Raw genomic sequence first — 23,271 nt, 5'->3', positions numbered from 1 at the left:
TATAAGCTTATTGTAAAAGAGACTTCATTTTCTCGTTCAGCTGCTCTTCATTGATCATCCCTAAAGTCTCATCGGTTTTATCCCCTTTTCTCATGAAGGTAAAAGGAATTGCACCGCCGTCCCATTGCTTAAAGTTATTCTTGAAAAAATTACCATCCAAAAGCTGTCCGTCCAGAAGAAGAGTATGATCCTGAATGCCCTGTTCTGACGTAAAACGAGGTACTTCGGAGTTCCAGACCTCCTTTTGATCTAAGCTTACAAAAGTAATTTTTACCGGTTTTCCTTGAAATTCCTCAATTTTTTTCTTAAAATGTGGTATTTCTTTTACACAAGGTCCACACCACGTTGCAAAAAAATTAGTGACATATAATGTATCATTTTTTTTACCCAAAAACTCAGATGTCTGCGCAGGAGTGATTGTTTTTAAGGCAACTGCAGGAGCAGCCGGTTCTGAAACTGAAGCAGAATCTGCAGCATTTACTACTTCATCAGCTTTCTGACTTTCTTTTTTACAGCTTGCCAGGGCAAACAAAATAAGCGTGGATAAAATTATCTTCTTCATAATTATTTTTTATCTATTTTTGAATTGAAGTATGGAACAACAAATCTATAAGGGGAAACTAACACAGTTTCATTGGTTAAAAATAACGAAAAAGGAAGAACTGACCAAAAATACTTTTTCTCTGGAATTCGATATTCCCGAGAATCTTAAAGAAAATTTCAGGTTTGAGGCAGGGCAGTTTGTGAGTATAAAATTTCAATCTCATGGTGTAGATGTCATTAATGATTATTCAATGACTTCGGCTCCTTATGAAAATAAAATATCACTGGGGATAAAGATTAATTCTCCTGATGGAGCTGTTTCACAGCTTTTTAAAAACTATAATGAAGGAGATGAATTGCTGGTAAGTGAGCCCGGCGGCCGGTTTACAATAGTTTCCAAACCAAGCGAATTCAGAACCATCGTAGGTTTCGCGGCAGGAATCGGAATAACCCCAATTTTAAGCCATTTTAAAAATATTCTTCATAACGAACCAAGAACAAGGTTATTTTTATTCTATGGAAGTAAAACATACGAGGATTTAATTTATAGAGATCAGTTGGATAATCTTGCCAGAAATTGTGGCGACAGGCTGCAGATTTTCTATTTCTTTTCACAAGAAAAGACTCCAAACAGTTTTTTTTATGGCAGGCTGGACGAGAAAAAATTAAATTTAATTATTAATCAAATTCTACATTTAGACGATACGGACGAAGAATCTACTATCTGGGATGCCGTAGACGAAGTTTTAATCTGTGGAAAAGGGGATATGATTAAAACTTTAGCCAATGCATGCTACCATCATGGCATTCCGAAGAAAAATATTCACTTTGAGCTTTTTGAAGAATATAATGACGATATTTACCCTATTGAAAAACAATTTCCTTTACTGAAAAATGTGGAAATAGATTTCAAAATGCTCGGGAAAGAATATCATACGGAACTTCCTGACAATAAAGAAAAAATACTTCAGCAGTTGCTGAGTATGAAATTTCCGGTTCCTTATTCCTGTAAATCAGGAATCTGTGGCAGCTGTGAATGTATTTTGGAAGAAGGGGACGTGGAATTACTGGAAAATGAGTATTTAACGGAAAAGGAAGAAGAAAAAGGACATATTCTGGCTTGTATGTCTATAGCAAAAAGCAAAAAAATAAAGCTGAATTTTGATCTGACTTGAGGATTTTAAAAAACATATTCAACCTTACCTTTATATCAATAGAAATAGGAATTCTGCTGATATGCCTTGCTAATGCCTGGGTTTTTGCACTTACCAACGGAAGGACCTACCGTAAAATATCGAAAATCCCACCCCGCGAAATTGCCCTTGTTCTGGGAACTTCCCCAAAAATGAGATCCGGGCTTTCCAACCCTTATTTCACAAAAAGAATGGATGCGGCGGCATTGCTTTACCACCACGGAAAAATAAAAAAAATTATTGTAAGCGGAGAAAAAAGCCGCGGCTATGATGAGCCTGCAGCCATGAAAACCTATCTCATTTACCAGGAAGGCGTACCGGAAGAAATCATAATTGAAGACCCAAAAGGTTTCAACACATATAAAAGTATTCTGCGATGTAAGGATGTTTATAAGAAAGACAATATTATCATTGTATCACAAGGTTTTCACAATCTTCGGGCCTTGCTTTTTGCCCGGAATAATAACATGAATGCGCTGGGTTTTGATGCACAAGATGTAAATAAACCCGAAAGCTATTACAGAAACCAGTTACGGGAGATTCTCGCCAGAACGGTCGCTGTAGTTTATTTTGCATTGGGAGTTTCCCCGGATTAGAACGGATAACCGAACGCTATATTCAGAGTAGGTTTGAAGGGCTGGAAATATTTCAATCTCCATCTGTCGCCCATCGGTTTATTCGGATCATAGATTTTATATGCAAGGTCTAGTCTTAAAGTGATATAAGCTACATTTACCCTTAATCCGAAACCGCTTCCGATACCCACCTGTTTGTAAAATTTGTTGAATTTAAACTCGTCGTCGAAGCCATCATTATAATTTTTCAGGCTCCATGTATTGCCTATATCCGTAAAAATCGCTCCTTCATACATATCTGTAAAAGGAACTCTGAATTCTATGTTGGTCGTTAATTTTACATTTTCCGTCATATAGGTACGAACTCTCTCGTCTACCTGTGAATCTGCCGGGCCTAAGCCACCAAACGCCACCCAAGCCCTGATATCGTTAGAACCACCATTGAAATAGGAACGTATCACAGGCATAGTAGAAGAATTTCCATACGGAATACCCACACCCACAAACTGACGGAGGACTAACGTATTTCTGTTAAATTTAAAATACTTTCTTACATCAAAATCAAACTTTACAAATTGTGCATAAGGAACACCAAATATTGTTCTTTCAGGTGCCGTTATAATTCCCCCTTCATTTCTTTTTTGATTAAAAATACTGAAAATATTCCCGCCTAATTCCACTTTTCCGTTGAAATAGAAAGCATTGGGGTAATCTTTTTTTCCAATTTCGTTATACACAAAATTATAAATCATGGATGAAATAAGAACATCCTGTGTCTGCCTGTCTTTGTTTACCAAAGTTCCTATAAATGAATTATAAAGGTCATCATTTGGTAAGTTTACCTGATATTCTTCATCTTCTGTGATCTTCTCAGAAACTTCGTCTCTTGTAAGCTGGCCGGCTTCGAATTGTTGTTTTATAGAAGGCCTGTAAGCGAAATAACTTTTAAAAATCTCATCAAGCACCTCTTTATCATTTACAAAATAATCATAATAAGCATCCTTATTTTTCGTTAAGCTCAGCTGTGTATTGAATAATGTTAATCTATGGGAAACCTTATCATTTACGGTAGCAAGATAATTTAATCCCGTATTAAAGTTTACCCTCCCCAAGCCGATGTTATTCTGCACGGAAGCTCCTAAAACAATAGACGAAGTAGGACTGTAACGTTTCGGCAATAATTTATAATAATCAAATGGCAGCAGCAATCTTGGGAAATTAAGGGAAGCCTGTGCAGATATTTCATACGCTAAAACTCTTTTGCTGATATCCTTTGTGCTTCTAATAGAGCCAAACGTTCCGGATAAGCTGGTAGAAAGGTTTTCTGCACCACCGAAAATATTTCTTGTCGTAAGGTCCACAGACGGGGAAACCCCAAGGTTCAACAGCTGAGAATAATTAATATCGGTTCCCAGTTTTAATTCGTATTTAGGAAGCGGTTTTAAGACGTACATTACATCAATGATACTGTCATTCGGTGAAATATCTCCGCCGCGTCTCAATGAATCTTTGGCTTTCAGGATGCTGAAGTTATTCATTGATAGAAGGTTTCTTTTGGTGAGATCAAATTTTTTCTGGTCATACACCTGTTTTGGTCCCACCGTAATCGCTCTCCAGAGGGCTCTCGATTTATATTGATCCGAATTTTTATGAAAACGTATCCCTCTAAGGCTGTCTTTCTTTGTATTCTTAGGATAGTCCGACATTTCATCCACAATGGCAACATCTATATTCCCGATGGTTGCTACTTTATATGGTCTGTCCAGGGAGTCTCGGTGGATTTCCAGGGTCACCGGAACCTGTTTTCTGCTTTTCAGTGAATCTGCAACGAAATAGATTTCATCCCCTAGATTATTAAATTTATAATAACCATATTCCCTCATTAATTCGTTAATTCTCGTGACTTCCTTTTCAAGAACGGTCTGGTCCAGCACCTGTCCCTGTCTTATAAGGCTTTCATGAATCTTTTGCTGATAAATATTCTTGACCTTCGGATCGGTAATATTGTAGTAATATTCTTTTATATAGGTAGGATCTTTGTGGGTGATAAAATAAGTAACCGCAGCTTTTTTAGCCGCCGAATCAAGATCATGCTTGAATTTTACCTCCGCATCCCAGTATCCTCTATACGTAAGCCTTTTTTTAATAGACTCTGCGCTTTTTTCTGTTTTAGTCTGGTCCAGAATCACCGGAGCAGATCCCCAGCTGTGGTACAGCCTGTCAAAGAATAAGCTTTTTCCTACACTGTTTTTCATATTATATTTAATGAAAAGAGAATCCCTCAGCTTTTGATCTCTGAGTTCATTAGGGTAGGTCATGTATTCATTAAGAAGGGTATCGTATTTTGGGTTGGCAGCATTATAAAGCCACAAACTCAATGGCATGAAAAGAAACTGCCTTTTGTTAGGCTTTTGCTGAACGTAACCTTTCAGTTCTCCGTCGAAGAACTCTTTTTTATCTTCAAATTCAAAATTGTTCTGGGTAAGCAAATATTCGCCGTCCGGAACTTTTTTTGTGGTACTACAAGCATAAAGGAGGCCTACAAATGTTGCAAATGAGATAATTTTGTAATATTTTTGAGGAGAATTCTTATAATGCTTACAGCTCATACAATAAAAGTTTTACAATCTTTGGATAAAAAGAAGTTCAGGCAAAAATACAATTTGTTTTTGGTTGAAGGTAATAAAATCATTTGTGAACTTTTTAATTCTAACTTTAAAATTAAGGAAATATTATCTACCGATCCGCAAAAATTAGGCCGTGTAGATGTTCCTGTGACTCATATCTCTGAAAATGAGCTAAAAAAAATTAGTTTCCTCAAAACTCCAAAAGATTCGGTGGCAGTGTGTTATCTCGGAAATGAAGAAAAATTAGAGGATAAAAATATCCAGCTGGTTCTGGATGGCATTCAGGATCCGGGGAATCTGGGGACAATTATCCGACTGGCCGACTGGTTCGGAATAGAGCAGATCATCTGTAGTGAAGATACCGTAGACTTTTACAACCCTAAGGTAATTCAGGCTACAATGGGTTCTTTTACCAGGGTAAATATTGTTTATACAAATTTAATCGAATACCTTTCAAAAACTGAAAATACAAATATCGGAACAGATATGGAAGGGGAGAATATCTATGCTTTTGAAAGACCTGAGAAAATGAATTTAATTCTTGGAAATGAAGGCAACGGAATGCGTCCGGAAACGGAAAAACTTCTTCAGAAAAGTGTGATGATCCCAAGATTCGGGAAATCTCAGTCCACGGAAAGCCTGAATGTTTCCATGGCGGCGGGCATTATTTTGGGACAGCTTTTTTCAAAATAGAAATTAGATATTAGAAGTTAGAAGTTAGTTTTATGCTGTGTATTAAACTAATTTCTAACTTCTAACGTCTTAAGTCTTACTTAAATCAGCTGTTCCATGCTTGAAACGCTTCTGTTTTTCTGATAATTTTCAAGTTTTTTCCGGATGAATTTTAATGCGATAGGAGCGAGATAAATCATACCAACTCCTATTAATTTTTTCTTCCAGTTGGAACTTTTGATATTATTTTTTACATACTTTCCGACAATTGCCGTAACGGCCAGCTTAATTAAAGCATCTACTGCATTCCCTTTGAATGCGGAGCTGGCAATTCCCATTGCTGTATTTCTGCTGGTCAGCGCATCCTTGATTTCGGAAGTGATCTGTTTTGCAATAACGTCTTTTCTGAGAACAACTTTTTCATCACCGTCTTCATCTACTTTTTCCTGCAGATACTGATCTGTTAAACCATTGGTGAATGCACTCAAACTTTCTTTCGTATTCTTGAACGTAAGAAGATTTTCCAGATCATTGATTTCTGTTTTCAATAATTTTTTCTTTCTTCTGAGTTCCTCTAAGCTCTCATACTTTCTGCCCATAGTTTTAATGATTTAAAAATTTAATAACCTGATCTGCCACAGCGTTTACAATTCTCTTTTTAAATATAATAATAAAAATCATTATTAAAAGATAAACTGCCGCTACAATTAAGAATCCGTAGGAATAATCACCCAAAGCTTTCCCTATAAGAAAGGCGATCCCGAAATTGAACAGAATAATAAAAAAACCAAAGGCAACGAGCAGTACGACAAAATAAGTGATCATTCCCGCTGAAAGAGACGTTTTTTCCGTCGCTTCAATCTTCAGGAGATCAATTCTTTTTGACGCATATTCTTTTATAGTTTCAATCATAATTTCTATTTAAAGTTATAAAAAAAGGAACTTTTATGTATAAAGTCCCTTCCCATAAATTTATCTAAAAATAAACTATTTATTTTAGATCATTCAATTCTGATTCTACATTTTTTACTACATCTGTAGTTTTAGAAACGATCTGATCTTTATATTTATCGTATCCGTCTTTCACGGTATGCGCTACGTTGCTAGCTGTCTCCTTAAAAGTAGAAGAGATGTTACCATACTGATCTTTTACTTTTTCAGAAACTTCTCCGTATTTATTTTTGGCCTGATCTTTAAGATCATTAGCTTTATTTTTAATCTTCTTTCTTGTTTCTTTACCTTCTTCCGGAGCGTAAAGCATTCCTAAGATAACACCTGCTGCAGCACCTGCTAAAAGACCTGCCAATATACCTGCTGAATTGTTTCCTTTTCTAGACATTTTTTGTTTTTTTAATAGTTAATAAATATTAGTTTTTGCTTGTTTTAAGGTGTACAATTAACATACCAAAAAGTGAAATGAGTTATTAAAAAGTGTTAAATCTTTTTAATGTGAGATAAAATACTTTCAATGGTTTCCTGTTTCGTCAGGCTCGTGTTATCAATTACGATGGCGTCATCCGCCTGCTTCAGAGGAGCGATTTCCCGCTCACTGTCAATCTTATCCCGTTCTATAAGGTTTTCTTTAACAGTTTCTTCATCAGCTTCTATCCCAAGGGTCAAGAGTTCCTGATAGCGTCTTTTTGTTCTTTCATCAATGCTTGCGGTGAGAAAAAACTTATAGTCCGCATTTGGCAGAACTACTGTCCCTATGTCACGTCCGTCCATAATAATGCCGCCTTTTTCTGCCAGGCTGCGCTGAGACTGCAGGAGAAAATCTCTTACTTCTTTCTGTTTTGCCACAAAACTGACGTTGGATGATACCTCATTGCTTCGGATCGCCTTAGAAATATCAATATGGTTAAGGAATAGTACCAGCTCTCCGTTATCATTTTTAAATTCAAGCTCTATTTGTCCGAGAGAAGAAAATAATTCATCCAGGTTAATGGTTCCGTCTTTATTGGTGCAATTCTGCAGTGCGAACCAGGTTACACCCCTGTAAAGCGCCCCTGTATCCAGATGAATAAGCCCCAGCTTGCGGGCTATGACTTTTGATATTGAACTTTTTCCGGTAGACGAGTAGCCGTCGATAGCGATTACAGGTTTTTTCATACCGCAAATTTCAAGAATTTTTCTTAAAAATCAAGAAAACCTTAAGACATTTCTCAAGGTTTTCCAATGTTTTGTATGGTAATCTATTTAAAATTAAATCATTATAAATTTAAGAGGGCGGATTTCTTTAAATTTTTAATATCCTGCATGGCTCGTAAGATCCACGGAAATACCAATCTGGTTGACGTTAGAAGAATTATGATATCTCACATGAGCATAATCAATCCTGAATCTGGAAAGCTTAATCCCGAAACCTGCAGAAAGCCCCGAGAAGTTTCTCTGGTCTGCCACGGCAAGCTCATTTCCTCTTTTTACGTTGTAACCTAATCTGATGTTGAAGCTTTTTTCAGGGAACAGTTCTGCTCCTAAAGAAAAGTGATCGGCAATTTTTCTTCCCACATTCACTTCCTGGCCGTTCACATTATATTGTGAAGAAATATCAAATTCCTGCAGGTCGTGAGCTGTAATAGTAATGGCTAAAGGAATTGCTTTTAAAATCCTGGTATATCCCAAATCTATCCTGAAAGGAAGATTCTCTCTTGTCCCGTTGAATGTTTTAAACTGATACCCGAAGTTTCTTAAAACCACAGAAGCCGTTTCCTTATTCTTTTTGTTATAATAGGTAACTCCCAGGTTTCCTGCGATGGCAGAAGAAGTATAGTTGTCTATTTTTGAAGTGATGAAATTTAATCCTCCACCGATAGTCCAGTCTTCCTCAAACTGATAGGCATATCCGGCTCCAATAGAAACATCAGAAGCTTTGAACGTTCCATTTTCGAAACCGCTGTCATCCGTCCTCGGAATATCTCCGTAGCTCATATACCGCGCGTTGATGGTTGCCATGTGGCCATTATCAAAATCTTTGGCATAAGCAATGGTTCCGTATTTTGAGTCGGCCAGGTAAGCTGTTGCATTTACAGAAAGTTGGTTATCAGAATCTTTATTGAGCAAAGAAGGGTTTGCAATGGCAAATGAAACATCACGATCTCTTATGGAAATTGCGTCGCCACCCAGAGCAGCCTGCCTTGCGGACACAGGAAGGTTCAAAAACGGAAAAACATTTGTTCCTGTTTGTGCGTAAGAAACAATTCCTGAGAGAAATAATGAAAAAATGACAATTTTCTTCAATTCAGTTTATTATTAATGCAAAAATAATCCTTTTTCGTACTTTTCAAAATATTTCTTACATTATTTATATTTAAATATTCAAGATTCGTGAAAATTGTGGTTTTATTTTGATTTAAGAGTTTAGTTTAAAAAGCAAAGCCAGGCAAAATTTTTGAAAATTTTAAGTTAAAGATTATCTTATTTTCTTGTTTTAGCCTTGCGATAATTAAAATAGTCTTTTATAAAATCTTTGTAAAGAGGTTTAAACACAAGATTTAAAAATTTAATTTATAATTAAAAATCAACCTTATTAATGATTATATTTGCAAAGTCAAAATTCTGACAAATTGGAACTAACGAAAAAAAGTTATTTAAAATAAAAATGAAATATAAAAGAATCCTTCTAAAACTTAGTGGTGAAGCCTTAATGGGGAACAGACAGTATGGTATTGACAATGAAAGGCTACAGGAATACGCAGCTGAGATCAAAAAAGTAGTAGATAAAGGCTGTGAAGTTGCCATCGTAATTGGAGGAGGAAATATTTTCCGTGGTGTAGCCGGTGCTGCAAAAGGGATGGACAGAGTGCAGGGAGATTATATGGGTATGCTTGCTACGGTAATCAACGGTATGGCTCTGCAAGGCGCTCTGGAGGATGCAGGAATTAAAACCAGATTGCAGTCTGCCATCGAAATGGATAAAGTAGCGGAACCTTTCATCAAAAGAAGAGCGGTAAGACATCTTGAAAAGGGCAGAGTAGTCATTTTCGGAGCCGGAACAGGAAATCCATATTTTACAACAGATACCGCTGCTACATTAAGAGCCATAGAAATAGGTGCTGATGTTATTTTAAAAGGAACAAGGGTAGACGGTATCTATGACAGCGATCCTGAAAAAAATGCTGATGCCGTAAAATATAATTCATTATCTTTCGATGAAGTTTATGCTAAAAACCTTAAGGTAATGGATATGACCGCATTTACTTTGAGCCACGAAAATAAACTGCCGATCATTGTTTTTGATATGAACAAAGACGGAAATCTGGAAAAAATAGTGGACGGGGAAAATGTTGGTACTTTAGTAGATTTGTAGTTTGGGGATTAGGTAATAGGATTTAGGAATTAGTTAATCTAAAGATTAAAAAATTCAAGAATTTAAAAATTATTACTCATTACCAATTACATATTACTTATATTTAAATGTGTAACTTATCAAATTTTTATTATATAATGGAAGAATTAGATCTTATAGTAGAGTCTGTAAAAGAGGATATGGAAGCAGCTGTTAAGCACCTGGATCATGCATTTCAGAGAATCAGAGCGGGACGTGCGTCTACAAACATGGTTCAGGATGTAATGGTGGAATATTACGGAGCTTTAACTCCTATCAACCAGGTAGCCAATGTTTCTATTCCTGATGCAATGACAATTTCTATTCAACCTTGGGATTCAAAAGCTATTAATGATATTGAAAAAGCAATCATCAATTCAAATTTAGGTTTTGCCCCTTCTAATAACGGGATTAATATCATTCTTAACGTTCCGCCTTTAACGGAGGAAAGAAGAAGAGAACTTGCAAAACAGGCTAAGGCTGAAACTGAAGACACAAAAATAGTAGTAAGAAATGCAAGACAAAACGGTTTGAAAGAACTGAAAAAGCTTGATGGTGTTTCTGAAGACGTGATCAAAGGAATAGAAGCCGATATCCAGGTTCTTACCGATAAATATGTGAAGCTTTGCGATGAACATCTTAAAGTAAAAGAAGCTGAAATTATGAAAGTATAATTTTCAGTGTTTGAAAATAAAAAAGCGGTTTCATTTCGAAGCCGCTTTCTTTTTTAAAGGCACTTAATTTCGCCTTTTTTATTTTTATTTCTAATGAGCTGCTGATAGGTTTTCATCAGTTCGGAAATATCACATTTTGTTTCTTTATTAGCAATAGTATTCGGATTCTGATTATCTCCTGCAGACTTGATGGAATAACTTTTCTCAAGACATTGAACTGCTTTATCATTTAAAACATAGATTCGCTGTTCTTTTATATTGTCTTTGGTTTCAGGCTTTTCAGAGGTGCCGCCATCGAAATTCCAGACTGTTTCGTCTTTAAAAATAAAAAACACCTTATCATTTTTAACAAAATATTGAGTTGATGAAGAAAAATGACTGTATTCTGCATAAAAATGTTTTACAGCTTTCAGATTTTTGTCCTGATAATAGAAAACGACTTCACCTTCTCTTTCATCGCAATTGTACTTAAATGCAGTTGAATCTATTTTTTTTGCTTCTAAAAGCGTGCTGACTGCTGCATACTCTTTTTTAATGTCATTAACTGATGTAATGCTGTCTTTTTTAACTTCTACAGACTCTTTTTTAATAGTTAAGCTATCTTTTGCATCATCCTTTTGAATGCTTTTATTTTTTTCCTTTTTACAGGAAATAAATAATGCTAAACTTAAACATGTAAGTAAAATTCTCATATTGATTTTTTGATTTAATATGACAAAAATATATTTTTTAATTAAAAAACAGCTCCAAGAAATTGAAACTGTTTTACTATTTTTAAATGTATTTAAATCTTATTCTCAGGAATGATTTCTTTCAATTTAAATTTTTCAATCTTTAAATAAAAACAAATTACTGATATCTTTTATGCTCTTTATTTTTCACAAATAATCTGGTAACAGGCTTAAATAATGCCTTATACTTCTCTGCATCGAATAACTGAGAATCCGTAAGCGCTTTATAAGTCATCCAGACCCCGAAAGGGAAGAGAACCATATTCGGAATCCAGGCAGCAAGATAAGGATTCAGCTTGCCAGACCACGCCATATTTTCTATACTAACATTAATTACATAAAAAATAATGAAAATCACTATCGCAATAATTACCGGAAGTCCCATTCCCCCTTTCCTGATAATTGATCCCAAACTGGCTCCTATCAGGAAGAAAATGATGCAGGTAAAGGAATAAGTAACAATTCTTTGCTGATAAATCACTACTTTTCCATAATATTTTACACCAGGGTCTATTTCGTTATTTTTGGCCTCAAGCGTGCTTTTTAAATTGTCTAACCTATTGTAAGCGTTATTTAGTATTTCTAATTTTTTCTCTTTTTTTACGGTATCAAGCTTCAGAAGCTGCTTCGGTTTTGCTTTTGCCCTGTTCTGCTTAGTATCCATGTAGCTGATTACAGAGTTAGTCTGGCTCAGCACATCATTATTGATATTGGTGAAAAACTTATCGTTGTCTTTTTTGGTTTTAGCGATTGTAGTGTTGAGCTCATTAAAGGTCTGGAAACAGTAGTCATCCGTAATTCTCTCCTCCTCAATAGCTTTATTAATGATTTCGCTCACATCAAAGTGGGAGACAAGGGAATCAAACTTCACCGCCTGATCAGGCTGCTTCAACCGTACATTTTCTCCTTTTCCGGCAAAATTATCTTCATAGACATACCCGTTGTATAATACCAGCTTCAGGTAATTTTTATTGGCTGCTTGTACAAATTTGCCTTTTTCTGCTAAAATTGACTGTTGGTTATCATAAGTGCTGGCTTTTCTGTGAATAAAAACACCGTCAATATTTTCACCGTTTTCACCTGAAATTTTATCAAATTTCACCATGTATCCCGGTATCTGGTCTATAAACTGTCCCGGTGTGAAGTTAAGCGCCGGCTTGGTCTGCGCAATGTTAAAAAGCATATTTTTTGCCTTCCTCTGGAAATCCGGAATGATATTATTCGAGAAAAAATACAGCATAACAGACATAATAGCCGTCACGCCCAGCAAAGGAACCATCACCCTTGTCAGGGAAATTCCGGCAGCTTTCATGGCGGCAAGCTCATATCTTTCCCCAAATTCCCCGAATGACATGATGCTCGCCAGGAGAATCGTGAGCGGCAATACCATACTGATAACGCTTACCCCGAGATAAAATAAAAGCTTAAGGATCTGCCAGTAGCTCAATCCCTTTCCCATAAACTGACCCAGCTGAACCCAGATAATGTTTACGATAAAGATAAAAAACAATACGCTGAATATAAAGAAAAACGGTCCGAAAAAGGTTTTTATAATATATCGGTCTAATATTTTTAACATGCGCCAAAATTAATCAAAAAGCCACAAAGTTTTCTTTGCAGCTCTTATATTTTATGAAATTTTTATAATTAAAGCTAAAAGGCACAATTGTAAAATAGCTAATTTCAAACCGTTTCGCAATTTTGCCGTTTTGCTTTACAGTTCCGTTATCAGATAGTTTTTATATTTATTTTTATCGAAAACAAACATGTTAGGATCAAGCTCCTGATTTTCCTTGTATTCTTTAATAGCAATCACGGCTACATCTTTATTGCTGCCGTGCTGTTCAAGCTTCACCATCTGTTTTTTTACCGAATCTACAAAAAGGTAAACATATTTTATCCCGTTTGATTTTACCGGGGTAAGTTTAATGAAATCGGCATTTACGCCGTTCACGTTTTTCTTTCCGTTGTACGTTACGTTATAATCATTTCTGTAAGTGGACAGATAGTTGATGGGGGAGAACATGGAGCTGCTGCCGTTTGGTTTTGCAACCGTTACTTCCATATCTTCCGTATTGATATTGTAGATTTTATTTCCGTCGAAAATCTGTTCCGTTTCCATGATTTTCAGCTTATATTTATCTCCTGCAGAATAATAAATGCCCGGCTCTGTTTTTTCAACCTGCCCGTTTGTACCATTTCCAAAAGAGAATTTAAAATAAGAGTTTTTTTTCGACTTATAATTAGCCGTAATATCGTCTAATATTTTTTTTGCCTTGGCATCAATTTTCTGAGCATTTGTAAAACCCGCGGCTCCTATTACCAGACTGCTTACTATAATTTTTGAAATAATATTTCTCATTTTTCTATTTAATAATTCTTTAAATTAGACATTCATCCCTGCTAAAAGTTAAATCAACTGCTGATTTTTCCTTTAGCTACGCAGATCTTCCAAAAATTGTTCCAAAGAATGAAGGTCGCTGATCAGAACTTCTCTTGCCTTAGCCCCATTGAAGCCTCCTACAATTCCGCTTGCTTCCAGCTGATCCATAATTCTTCCCGCCCTGTTATAGCCCAATTTTAATTGTCTTTGAAGCATTGAAGTAGAGCCCTGCTGTGTAGAAACAATAATTCTGGCAGCATCTTCAAATAAAGCATCTTTTTCATTAGGGTCAAAAGCTCCTACTGTGCTTGCAGTATCCTCGGAAACATATTCAGGAAGCAGGAAAGCAGACGCATATCCTTTTTGTTCACCGATAAATTCTGCCAGTCTTTCCACCTCAGGAGTATCCACAAAAGCGCACTGAAGCCTTAAAATTTCATTCCCGTTGAAATAAAGCATATCCCCTTTACCGATCAATTGATCTGCTCCCGGAGAATCAAGAATTGTTCTGGAATCCACACTTGAAATTACTCTAAACGCAGCTCTTGCAGGGAAATTAGCTTTAATCATACCCGTAATTACATTTACGGAAGGTCTTTGCGTTGCAACAATCAGGTGAATTCCCACGGCTCTGGCAAGCTGCGCCAATCTTGCAATCGGCAATTCCACTTCTTTTCCAGCTGTCATAATCAAATCTGCAAACTCATCCACCACCAGCACAATGTAAGGGAGATAACGGTGACCGTTTTCAGGATTTAACTTTCTTTCGGTGAATTTTTTATTGTATTCCTTTAAATTTTTACAGAAAGCATTTTTTAGCAGATCGTATCTTGTATCCATTTCGATACAAAGGGAGTTCAGCGTGTCGATTACTTTATTGGTATCCGTAATGATTGCTTCTTCCGCATCGGGAAGTTTTGCGAGATAATGTCTTTCAATTTTTGAATATAATGAAAGCTCCACTTTTTTAGGATCCACCATTACGAATTTCAATTCGCTTGGATGCTTTTTATAAAGAAGGGAAGTCAGAATAGCATTGATACCTACTGATTTACCCTGTCCGGTAGCTCCTGCCATCAGTAAGTGAGGCATTTTCGACAAATCTGCCATGAAGATCTCATTGGAAATCGTCTTACCAAAAACCACAGGAAGATCCATATCCGTATTCTGGAATTTCTGGGAAGCGATAACGGAACGCATGGAAACCATCGTAGGATTTTTTCTCGGAACCTCAATTCCGATCGTTCCTTTTCCGGGCATTGGCGCAATAATTCTGATTCCTAAAGCGGAAAGGTTCAAAGCAATATCGTCCTGCAGCTTTTTAATGGCAGCAACCCTGATTCCTGCTTCCGGAACTATTTCGTATAAAGTAACTGTAGGGCCAATGGTGGCTTTAATTTCAGCGATGCCTACGTTAAAGTTTTTAAGTAATCCAACAATTTTGTTTTTATTTTCTTCTAATTCTTCCTTATTAATAGAAATTTCTTCCTTTCCGTAATCTTTCAAAAGATCAACAGTAGGCATCTGGAAATTGGCCAGATCCAGTTTATGATCATACAATCCGTGCTTTTCCACCAGCTCCTGTGACTTTCTGTCGGAATCATCCAGCACATCAATTACGGGTGCAACTTCTACATTAAACTTAATATTTTCTTCACCGTTACCTGCCGGTTTTGAAGGCGTGATATCAAAAGCCTGCTCAGGACTTGAAGTAGGTATTGCCGGTTTTGTATTTAAATTAATATTAACTGCACTTGAAAAATCATTTTTATCATCTTCTTCAAAAGAAGTCTGGTTTGGAGTAACAATAGGATCTAAACTCGTAGAAACCGGAACTTCCGGAAAACCTTTCGGAACACTTACATGTTCTGGCTCCGTAACTTTTACCACTGGTTTTTCAACCACTTCGGTTACTGTAATTTTTGACGGATTTTCTTCTGTTTTTTCCACTTCCTCAATCAGCTCTTCATCTGCTTCGAAGTTTTCGTCAGAACTTGGCATCATGGATTTTACCCTCCCGATGGTATTTTCATTGATATCATTCAATTTAGACTTTATTGAGCTTGGACGAAGATTGAATTCCAGGATAAAATACAAAGCAATGCTTGCCACCAGCACCAGCCAAAGGCCTACGCTTCCAATGATCGCATTTAGAGAATCCATGATCTGATAGCCGTACACTCCGCTCAGAACTCCCTGGCCTTTTGTAATAGCACCAAATAAAATCGGGAGCCAGCAAATAAAAAACAGAGAATGGCCAACAGTTTTCCACGGTTTGAAGATCTTCTTTTTCAGAATAAGTGTTCCGAAAACCAAAAATAAAAAAGCAATAATGAATGAAGCGACCCCGATACTTTCGAATATGAAAATATTCCCGAGCCAGTCGCCCAATTTTCCGAAAAGATTGGAAGATTTTATACTTTTATCAAGCATGGTTCCTGCCTGGCTCTGATCTGCCTTCCAGTTCATAAGATAGGAGACAAATGAGAAGGTAAGCACTACAGAAAAAAGTATAAAAGTAAGCCCGAAAAATACCCGCGGCTTAGATAAAAATTTGCCTTTTTCAGACGATTCCGATTGTTTGTTTTGAGTGTTTTTATCCATAATATCAATGGGGCAAATTTAGTATTTTTCAACATTAAATGAATGCTTTTTTGATTAAAAGAAGTTTTAATTTTCCCCGATTTGTTAAGAGATTATTTGGTCTGATTTGATTTAAAAAAGATTAAAAGTATTTAAAATAATACAATTTTTAATTAAAAAAACAATCTAATTTTCTCTTTATGCGAAATTTAACAATAGTACTTTCTAAAGCAATTCAAAATTTCATGTATTCATTTTCATTTTTGAACTAGTTCAAAGGCAGGGATTCCGGATGGATGTAATTTTGTCCCATAAAATTTAATACAATATGAAACACATTTTTAAAAGTACACTGGTTCTATGCCTTACTTTAATTTCATTAATAACAATTAACGCACAAAAAAGAAAAAACATGGAAAATACAGCATTATTAATCATCGATGTTCAGAATGATTACTTCAAAGGGGGAAATATGACGCTTCCCGGGGCTGAAGAAGCCGGTAAAAAAGCACAGCAGGTATTGGAATATTTCAGGAAAAACAATCTTCCGGTTGTTTACATTCAGCATATTGCAACTAATGAAGGGGCTACTTTTTTCTTACCGAATACAAAAGGAGCAGAGATCAATGCTCTTGTAAGCCCGATAGGAGATGAAAAAGTAATCGTAAAACACTTTCCGAACAGCTTCAGAGATACTGATTTACTGGAACATTTAAAATCAAAAGGTATCAAAAACCTTGTTATTACAGGTATGATGACAGATGTTTGTGTAGAATCCACAACAAGAGCGGCTTTTGATTTCGGTTTCAGCAATATCATTATCGGGGATGCTACGGCTACCAGAGACAGGGAACTGAACGGAAAAGTGGTAAAAGCTGAGGAAGTACAAAGATCTTTCCTTGCCGGAATTTCCGCTTTGGGAGGACTTTATGCAGGAATTGTAAATACAAAGGATTTTCTTCAGGCAAAGTAATTTCAAAATTTCTTTACAGCATAATGAATAGAGATATCAATAAAATTGGTATCTTTATTTTTGTTTAAAAGCATGATGATGTACGACTTACTTCTTAAAAATATTTCCCGCCACGTTCAATTCTCTGAAGAAGAATTTAAGGCTTTTTCAGAGCCATTTCAGCAGCAAAAATTCAGCAAAAAAGAATTTGCCCTGAGAGAAGGAGAGTACTGCAATTTTGAAGGTTTTGTGACAGACGGATGTTTTAAAGTTTATTTTTTGAATGAAGAAGGTGTTGAACAGACATTGTATTTTGCCGTTCAATCCTGGTGGATTACCGATCTGGACAGCTTAATTAACAACGTTCCAAGCACATTGAACATTGAAGCGTTGGAAAACAGCGAAGTTCTTATGATTTCTAAAAAAGACAAAGAATACCTCTATGAAACCACGCCGAAAGTTGAAAAGCTTTTCAGGAAAATGAACCAGCAGTCATCCATTGCTTTGCAGAGGAGAATCCTTTCATTAACAAGTAAAACTGCAGACAAGCGCTATCTGGAATTCCTCGAAAAATATCCCACTCTGGAGCAGAGGCTTACCCAACAGCAGGTCGCGGCCTATCTGGGAATTTCCCATGAATTTTTAAGCAAAATCAGGAAGAAAACCGTTCTTGGAAAATAATTCGTTCAATATTTTTTCGTGATGTAAATTTTAAACTTTTTTAAATTAAATTTTCCTCAATTTTAATTTACTTATTAAGAACGTTTCAAAATAACATTTATCACCTCTAAAGTGATAAAAAACAGCTTTTTTTGTCCTCTTTGTGGTTTATCATCCTTATTTTTGCATGTCAAGTATATTAAATCATGAAGAAGATACAGGATATTCTTATCTCAACCAGAACAATGGCTGTGTTGTTGCTGGTGTACGCATTTTCGATGGCTTATGCCACGTTCCTGGAAAACGACTACGGAACTCCCACAGCAAAAGCATTAATCTATGAAGCAAAATGGTTTGAATTAATCATGTTTTTGCTAATTCTCAATTTCATAGGAAATATCGGAAGATACAGGCTGTGGAAGAGAGAAAAATGGCCGGTGCTGGTTTTTCACCTTGCATTTATACTGATTTTTATTGGTGGAGCCATTACCAGATACATCAGCTTCGAGGGGACAATGCACATCAGAGAAGGAGAAACCTCCAATGAAATCGTAACCGACAAGAATTTCTTTAAAATTCAGATTGAAGAAAAAGGGGATGTCCTTAATTATCAGGATGTACCTTACTTAATGTCTCCTTTGCACAAAGATTTCAATGCAACTTATGATTTCCACGGAAAACAGGTAAAAGTAGTTGCTAAAGAATATGTTCAGAGAAAAAAGGACAGCTTAATTGCTGATCCTAACGGCGCAGAATATCTTCACCTGGTTTCTACAGGCCAGACCGGAAGACAGAATATTTACATCAAACCTGGCGAAACGAAGTCTATCAACGGAACTTTAGTGACTTTCAACAGGGCTATTGAAGGTGCTGTGGAATTCAAAAATGAAGGCGGAAAATTGTTTATCAAAACGCCTGTAGATGCTACTTATATGACGATGGCAACACAGGCAACAGGAAATACGGCGAAAGACCAGTTCCAGCCTTTAGCTTTAAGAAGCTTATATTCAATTAACGAGCTTAAACTTGTAGTTCCTGAAGGACTTAAGAAAGGAAAATTAATGGCTTTCGAAGGGGACAGAAAGAAAGATCAGGCTGTTCCTGATATGCTGACCGTTGAAATTCAGGGTCCGAAAACAAAACAGCTGGTAGATCTGTCAGTAGAAAAAGGAAACCCGAACGCCTACAAACAGGTAACAATGGATGGTTTGAATATCATGGTAGGTTTCGGGCCAAAAATTTACAATACACCATTCGCATTAAAATTAGATGATTTCGTGATGGAAACCTATCCGGGAAGTTCATCTCCAAGTGCGTATGAAAGTCATATCAAAATCATTGATGAAGGAAAACAGACGCCTTTTAAAATTTATATGAACCATGTTTTGAATCATAAAGGATACAGATTCTTCCAGTCGAGCTTTGATCCGGACAGAATGGGAACTGTTCTTTCCGTAAACCATGATTATTGGGGAACATTGATCTCCTATATCGGGTATGCATTTTTATTCATCGGGATGTTTGTGATTTTCTTCTGGAAAGGAACTCATTTCTGGAAATTAAATAAAATGCTGACAGACGTTAATAAGAAAAGAGGTGCAGTTGTACTATTATTATTTTTAAGCTTAGGATTAAATGCTCAAAAAATCGAAACTCACGGGAATACCGATGGAAGCAGAGAGCATATCCACGTAGAAGGTGACGGGCACACGCACGAAATAGCTCCGGAAACCGCTCAGACTCAGCAAAAACCACAACAGAACTCCCTGGCCGGCCCGTTGAGCAAAATGAGAATGATTTCTCCGGACGAGATTATTGCCAGAAACAAAATCAGCAAAGAGCATGCAGATAAGTTCGGATATCTTTTGGTTCAGAATTTTGAAGGAAGAATTGTTCCTATCAACACTGAAGCTTTAGATATTTTAAGAAAATTATACAAAAAAGACGAGTTTAAAGGAACAGACGGAAAGTCTCTTACAGCCAATCAGTGGTTCCTTTCCATCAATACAGACACACCGAGCTGGACAATGGTTCCGATGATTAAAGTAGGAACAAAAGGTGGTGATGAACTAAAGAATAAAACAAAAGCAAACGACGAAGGATATACTTCATTAATGAACCTTTTCCCGGCGGATGCTAACGGAAACCTGAGCTATCTTCTGGAACGTGACTACAATATCGCATTCAGAAAAAAACCGGCGGAGCAGACGAATTATGACAAAGAAGTGATTGCCGTAAATGAAAGAGTTCAGATTTTCAATGAATTTTTCAGCGGGCAGTTCATGAGAATTGTTCCGGTAAAAAATGATGCTAACCACACATGGCATTCATGGCTTGACCAAAAATTTGAACCGGATATGGAATCTCAGAAAGTAATGGGACCGTATTTCGCGGAAGTTCTGCAGGCACAGCAGACCGGAAACTGGAGCAAAGCAGATGCAGAGCTGGTAAAACTTTCAGAATATCAGCAAAAATGGGGTAAAGCCGTTGTTCCCGCAAAATCTAAAGTTGATCTTGAGGTTTTCATGAATAAAGTAAACATCAATTTCAAATTATTAATATTCTATACTTTAATTGGTGGGCTGTTATTAATCTTAGGTTTTGTTGAATTATTTAAGCCAAGTAAAGTTTTAAATAAAATAATCAAAGCCATTATCGGAATTGGAGTTGTAGGATATTTATTACATTTCTTAGGCTTGGTGGCGAGATGGTATATTTCAGGACATGCGCCTTGGAGTAACGGTTATGAAGCAATTATCTTCATTTCTTGGGTGGGAATTACGGCAGGTCTGATTCTTTACAGAAATTCCAATGCATTGATTCCGGCAGCCGGATTTATGGTGGCCGTTATTATGATGGGGTTTGCCCACGGAGGTTCAGCTCTTGATCCGCAGATTACACCGCTTGTTCCGGTATTGAAATCCTACTGGCTGATTGTTCACGTAGCGATTATCACTTCAAGTTATGGCTTCTTTGCCCTTTCTATGATTATTGCGGTGATCTGTCTTGTCTTCTTTATTATTTCAAGCAAAGGAACATACAAAATTCATCATGATACAACGTTGAAAGAATTAGCAATTGTTTCTGAAATGTCTTTAACCATTGGCTTATTTGCATTAACGGTTGGAAACTTTTTAGGAGGAATCTGGGCCAATGAATCCTGGGGAAGATACTGGAGCTGGGACCCGAAAGAAACTTGGGCGTTCATTTCCATCATGGTTTACGCATTTGTTTTACACATGAGGCTGGTTCCGGGATTACGAAGCAAATGGGCTTTTCACGTAGCGACAATGTTCGCATTTTGTTCAATGGTGATGACGTATTTCGGAGTAAACTATTACCTGAGCGGGCTTCACTCGTATGCAGCTGGAGATCCTGTACCTGTTCCAGCCTGGGTCTACATCGGACTTGGAACGATGGTCGCTTTATCCGCAGTGTCTTATTTTAAATTTAAAGCTTTAAACAAGAAATAAATTTAGTTTAAACATAAATAAAATCCCTGAAATTATTTTTTTCAGGGATTTTTTGTGCTTGATATTTGCCTTAGATAAAGATGCTGAGCGGAGTCGAAGCATTTCATAATTAAAAACAACACAAAAACTCAAAACCCTAACTCATAATTCAAAAATTATATATATCTTTATGATATCAAAATAATATCAAATTAAAAATCATATCATGGAAAAAATCTTAAAACCAATGTCTGGTTACCTAACCTTAATTATCTGTCTGGGACTGTTTATAGCTTCAATTTATCTTTTTATTCAGGGAGTTGAGCAAAGCGTTACATTAGTTGTTTTATCATTATTGTCTTTTATTATCTCGTGTTTTTTCTTAAAAGGCTTAATGATTATCCAGCCTAACCACTCAAGAGTTTTAAACTTCTTCGGAAAGTATGTTGGAACGGTGAAAGATAATGGATTATTCTTCATCAATCCTTTGTATTCATCTCAAAAAATCAGCTTGCGTTCCGAAAACCTTCAGGGGCAGACCTTAAAGGTAAATGACAAAATGGGAAACCCGATTGAGATTGCGGTTGTCATTGTCTGGAAAGTAGGGAATACTTATAAGGCGGCTTTTGATGTTGAGCGTTATTCAGACTTTGTGAAAATGCAGAGCGAGGCTGCGGTAAGACATTTGGCGATGAGCTTTCCATACGATAATCTGGAAGATGATCACGCACCGATTACATTAAGAGAAGGAGGCGAAAAAATCAACGCTATTTTGGAGCAGGAACTCACGGAACGACTTTCAAAAGCAGGAATCACGATTCAGGAGGCAAGAATCTCACACTTAGCTTATGCCTCGGAAATTGCTGGTGCTATGCTTCAAAGACAGCAGGCGACGGCCATTGTTGCTGCAAGAACAAAGATTGTGGAAGGAGCCGTGGGAATGGTGGATTTAGCATTAAAAAAACTTTCAGAAGAGAATATTGTTGAATTAGATGATGAAAGAAAGGCAGCAATGGTAAGCAATTTAATGGTTGTTCTTTGCGGTGAAAAAGCAGCACAGCCGATTCTAAATGCCGGAACGCTTTATAATTAAAAAGAGAATTAATAGTTAATTTTTAATTTAAAAAACTTGCCTTTACCAACAATGCTAATTTGATAGGGTTGAAGGTTTTGGTATTTATTTGCTGAGTGAAACGCCTTCGAATGAAAAACATTCACAATAATTAAAAGAAAATCTTTGCGCTCTTTGCGTTAAAAACAAAGGCATCAAGAAAAAATTAGAAAAAATGAAATCAGAAAAAGCTCAAAATCCATCCGAAAGCAAAGGCAAAAAATCCTTCGTCATAAGGATTGATGAGTCTACCTACAAGCTTCTGGAAAAATGGGCAAATGATGAATTCCGAAGTGTAAATGGACAAATTGAGTATTTGCTTCATCAGAGTTTAGTTAATTCCGGAAGGAAAAAAAAGGAATAGCTGCCACACAAATAATTACATTAGTATTAGAGTCAGGGTGGGCTCCCGAAGCCTTATAAAACAAAAAAGCAGAGAAAATTCTCTGCTTTTAACTTTATATATCAATTAATTTAATCAAAAATTCCTGTAAAATAGTTGCTGATCACCGTCCAGAAGTTCTTTCCGAGAAAGTAAATAAGAGTAGAAGTAATAATTCCCTTTACCGTAAAGAATATAATTCCACCGATACCGAATTTCTTAACCAGGCTTTTCCATTTGGAATTTTTCTTTTCCTCAACAGGTTCGTTTATCGTCTTATTATTTTCCATTTCTGAAATTCAAATGATTAACACTACAAAGATAAGCATGTTTATAATTAGTCCAAATAAAAAAGATGTTAAAATTAAAATTTTGCAGTTCGGCTAATATTTTTAACTTTAGGGAAAAC

The 23,271-nt window shown here is 36.4% G+C and carries 22 protein-coding genes; 10 read left to right on the top strand and 12 right to left on the bottom strand.

Features of this window, described 5'->3' with window-relative positions; genetic code table 11:
- Positions 1 to 7: 7 nt before the first annotated feature.
- Positions 8 to 562 (bottom strand): TlpA family protein disulfide reductase, encoded by a 555-nt coding sequence (locus H560_RS0107290; protein ID WP_027379429.1) that lies wholly within the window; start codon positions 560 to 562, stop codon positions 8 to 10.
- Positions 563 to 593: 31 nt separating this feature from the next.
- Between H560_RS0107290 and H560_RS0107285 the strand changes: the two genes are divergently transcribed.
- Together H560_RS0107285 and H560_RS0107280 are read left to right on the top strand one after the other, a co-directional pair.
- On the top strand, positions 594 to 1,718 hold the full coding sequence (locus H560_RS0107285; RefSeq protein WP_027379428.1) for a ferredoxin--NADP reductase: 1,125 nt from the start codon (positions 594 to 596) through the stop codon (positions 1,716 to 1,718).
- Positions 1,715 to 2,332: a SanA/YdcF family protein gene (locus H560_RS0107280; RefSeq protein ID WP_027379427.1), complete on the top strand. Its 618-nt coding sequence runs from the start codon at positions 1,715 to 1,717 to the stop codon at positions 2,330 to 2,332. The genes H560_RS0107285 and H560_RS0107280 overlap by 4 nt, the downstream gene beginning before the upstream one ends.
- Here H560_RS0107280 and tamL read toward each other — a convergent pair.
- On the bottom strand, positions 2,329 to 4,920 hold the full coding sequence (gene tamL, locus H560_RS0107275) for a translocation and assembly module lipoprotein TamL (protein ID WP_027379426.1): 2,592 nt from the start codon (positions 4,918 to 4,920) through the stop codon (positions 2,329 to 2,331). The genes H560_RS0107280 and tamL overlap by 4 nt on opposite strands.
- On the opposite strand from tamL, the gene H560_RS0107270 reads away from it, so the two are divergent.
- Entirely contained in the window at positions 4,906 to 5,631 is a 726-nt protein-coding gene (locus H560_RS0107270; RefSeq protein WP_027379425.1) for a TrmH family RNA methyltransferase, read from the top strand. The two genes, tamL and H560_RS0107270, sit on opposite strands and share 15 nt — an antisense overlap.
- An 80-nt stretch (positions 5,632 to 5,711) precedes the next feature.
- Here the strand turns inward: H560_RS0107270 and H560_RS0107265 are convergent, their stop codons facing one another.
- From H560_RS0107265 to porQ, 5 genes are all read right to left on the bottom strand, one after another.
- Entirely contained in the window at positions 5,712 to 6,209 is a 498-nt protein-coding gene (locus tag H560_RS0107265; RefSeq protein ID WP_027379424.1) for a hypothetical protein, read from the bottom strand.
- Positions 6,210 to 6,213: 4 nt separating this feature from the next.
- Positions 6,214 to 6,522: a phage holin family protein gene (locus tag H560_RS0107260; protein ID WP_027379423.1), complete on the bottom strand. Its 309-nt coding sequence runs from the start codon at positions 6,520 to 6,522 to the stop codon at positions 6,214 to 6,216.
- Positions 6,523 to 6,601: 79 nt separating this feature from the next.
- Positions 6,602 to 6,949, bottom strand: a complete 348-nt coding sequence (locus H560_RS0107255; protein WP_027379422.1) for a YtxH domain-containing protein — start codon at positions 6,947 to 6,949, stop codon at positions 6,602 to 6,604.
- A gap of 95 nt (positions 6,950 to 7,044) precedes the next feature.
- Positions 7,045 to 7,719: a (d)CMP kinase gene (gene cmk / locus H560_RS0107250; RefSeq protein ID WP_027379421.1), complete on the bottom strand. Its 675-nt coding sequence runs from the start codon at positions 7,717 to 7,719 to the stop codon at positions 7,045 to 7,047.
- 135 nt (positions 7,720 to 7,854) lie between these two features.
- Entirely contained in the window at positions 7,855 to 8,847 is a 993-nt protein-coding gene (porQ, locus tag H560_RS0107245; RefSeq protein WP_027379420.1) for a type IX secretion system protein PorQ, read from the bottom strand.
- Positions 8,848 to 9,208: 361 nt separating this feature from the next.
- Here porQ and pyrH point away from each other — a divergent pair, with 361 nt between their 5' ends.
- On the top strand, positions 9,209 to 9,916 hold the full coding sequence (gene pyrH / locus H560_RS0107240; RefSeq protein WP_027379419.1) for a UMP kinase: 708 nt from the start codon (positions 9,209 to 9,211) through the stop codon (positions 9,914 to 9,916).
- A gap of 137 nt (positions 9,917 to 10,053) precedes the next feature.
- Positions 10,054 to 10,608, top strand: a complete 555-nt coding sequence (frr, locus tag H560_RS0107235) for a ribosome recycling factor (protein ID WP_027379418.1) — start codon at positions 10,054 to 10,056, stop codon at positions 10,606 to 10,608.
- Positions 10,609 to 10,661: 53 nt separating this feature from the next.
- On the opposite strand, the gene H560_RS0107230 is transcribed toward frr, so the two are convergent.
- From H560_RS0107230 to H560_RS0107210, 4 genes are all read right to left on the bottom strand, one after another.
- Positions 10,662 to 11,300, bottom strand: coding sequence for a hypothetical protein (locus tag H560_RS0107230; protein WP_027379417.1), 639 nt, complete (start codon positions 11,298 to 11,300; stop codon positions 10,662 to 10,664).
- A 157-nt stretch (positions 11,301 to 11,457) separates the two neighbouring features.
- Positions 11,458 to 12,918: an LptF/LptG family permease gene (locus tag H560_RS0107220; RefSeq protein WP_027379416.1), complete on the bottom strand. Its 1,461-nt coding sequence runs from the start codon at positions 12,916 to 12,918 to the stop codon at positions 11,458 to 11,460.
- A 135-nt stretch (positions 12,919 to 13,053) separates the two neighbouring features.
- Positions 13,054 to 13,701 carry a LolA family protein gene (locus H560_RS0107215; protein WP_027379415.1) on the bottom strand — a complete coding sequence of 216 codons (648 nt, stop codon included), beginning with the start codon at positions 13,699 to 13,701 and terminating at the stop codon, positions 13,054 to 13,056.
- Between the two features lie 72 nt (positions 13,702 to 13,773).
- The gene (locus H560_RS0107210) at positions 13,774 to 16,326 is read right to left on the bottom strand and encodes an FtsK/SpoIIIE family DNA translocase (protein WP_027379414.1); all 2,553 of its coding nucleotides are present in this window, start codon (positions 16,324 to 16,326) and stop codon (positions 13,774 to 13,776) included.
- 391 nt (positions 16,327 to 16,717) lie between these two features.
- Here H560_RS0107210 and H560_RS0107205 point away from each other — a divergent pair, with 391 nt between their 5' ends.
- The 5 genes from H560_RS0107205 to H560_RS21270 all read left to right on the top strand — a co-directional run bounded on the left by H560_RS0107205 (position 16,718) and on the right by H560_RS21270 (position 22,844).
- Complete coding sequence (locus H560_RS0107205; RefSeq protein ID WP_027379413.1) at positions 16,718 to 17,278, top strand: cysteine hydrolase family protein; 561 nt, start codon at positions 16,718 to 16,720, stop codon at positions 17,276 to 17,278.
- 72 nt (positions 17,279 to 17,350) lie between these two features.
- The gene (locus tag H560_RS0107200; protein ID WP_316929357.1) at positions 17,351 to 17,938 is read left to right on the top strand and encodes a Crp/Fnr family transcriptional regulator; all 588 of its coding nucleotides are present in this window, start codon (positions 17,351 to 17,353) and stop codon (positions 17,936 to 17,938) included.
- Between the two features lie 185 nt (positions 17,939 to 18,123).
- Positions 18,124 to 21,390 (top strand): cytochrome c biogenesis protein CcsA, encoded by a 3,267-nt coding sequence (gene ccsA, locus H560_RS0107195; protein WP_027379411.1) that lies wholly within the window; start codon positions 18,124 to 18,126, stop codon positions 21,388 to 21,390.
- A 205-nt stretch (positions 21,391 to 21,595) separates the two neighbouring features.
- The gene (locus H560_RS0107190) at positions 21,596 to 22,462 is read left to right on the top strand and encodes an SPFH domain-containing protein (RefSeq protein ID WP_027379410.1); all 867 of its coding nucleotides are present in this window, start codon (positions 21,596 to 21,598) and stop codon (positions 22,460 to 22,462) included.
- Between the two features lie 193 nt (positions 22,463 to 22,655).
- Positions 22,656 to 22,844 carry a hypothetical protein gene (locus H560_RS21270; RefSeq protein WP_034752365.1) on the top strand — a complete coding sequence of 63 codons (189 nt, stop codon included), beginning with the start codon at positions 22,656 to 22,658 and terminating at the stop codon, positions 22,842 to 22,844.
- A gap of 110 nt (positions 22,845 to 22,954) precedes the next feature.
- On the opposite strand, the gene H560_RS0107180 is transcribed toward H560_RS21270, so the two are convergent.
- Positions 22,955 to 23,152, bottom strand: a complete 198-nt coding sequence (locus H560_RS0107180; protein ID WP_027379409.1) for a hypothetical protein — start codon at positions 23,150 to 23,152, stop codon at positions 22,955 to 22,957.
- Between the last annotated feature and the right edge of the window lie 119 nt (positions 23,153 to 23,271).

This window comes from Chryseobacterium daeguense DSM 19388 (genome assembly GCF_000430825.1).
GTDB lineage: Bacteria > Bacteroidota > Bacteroidia > Flavobacteriales > Weeksellaceae > Chryseobacterium > Chryseobacterium daeguense.
Note: the sequence above shows the minus strand (reverse complement) of the source record. Positions and strands in the feature narration are given on the sequence as shown.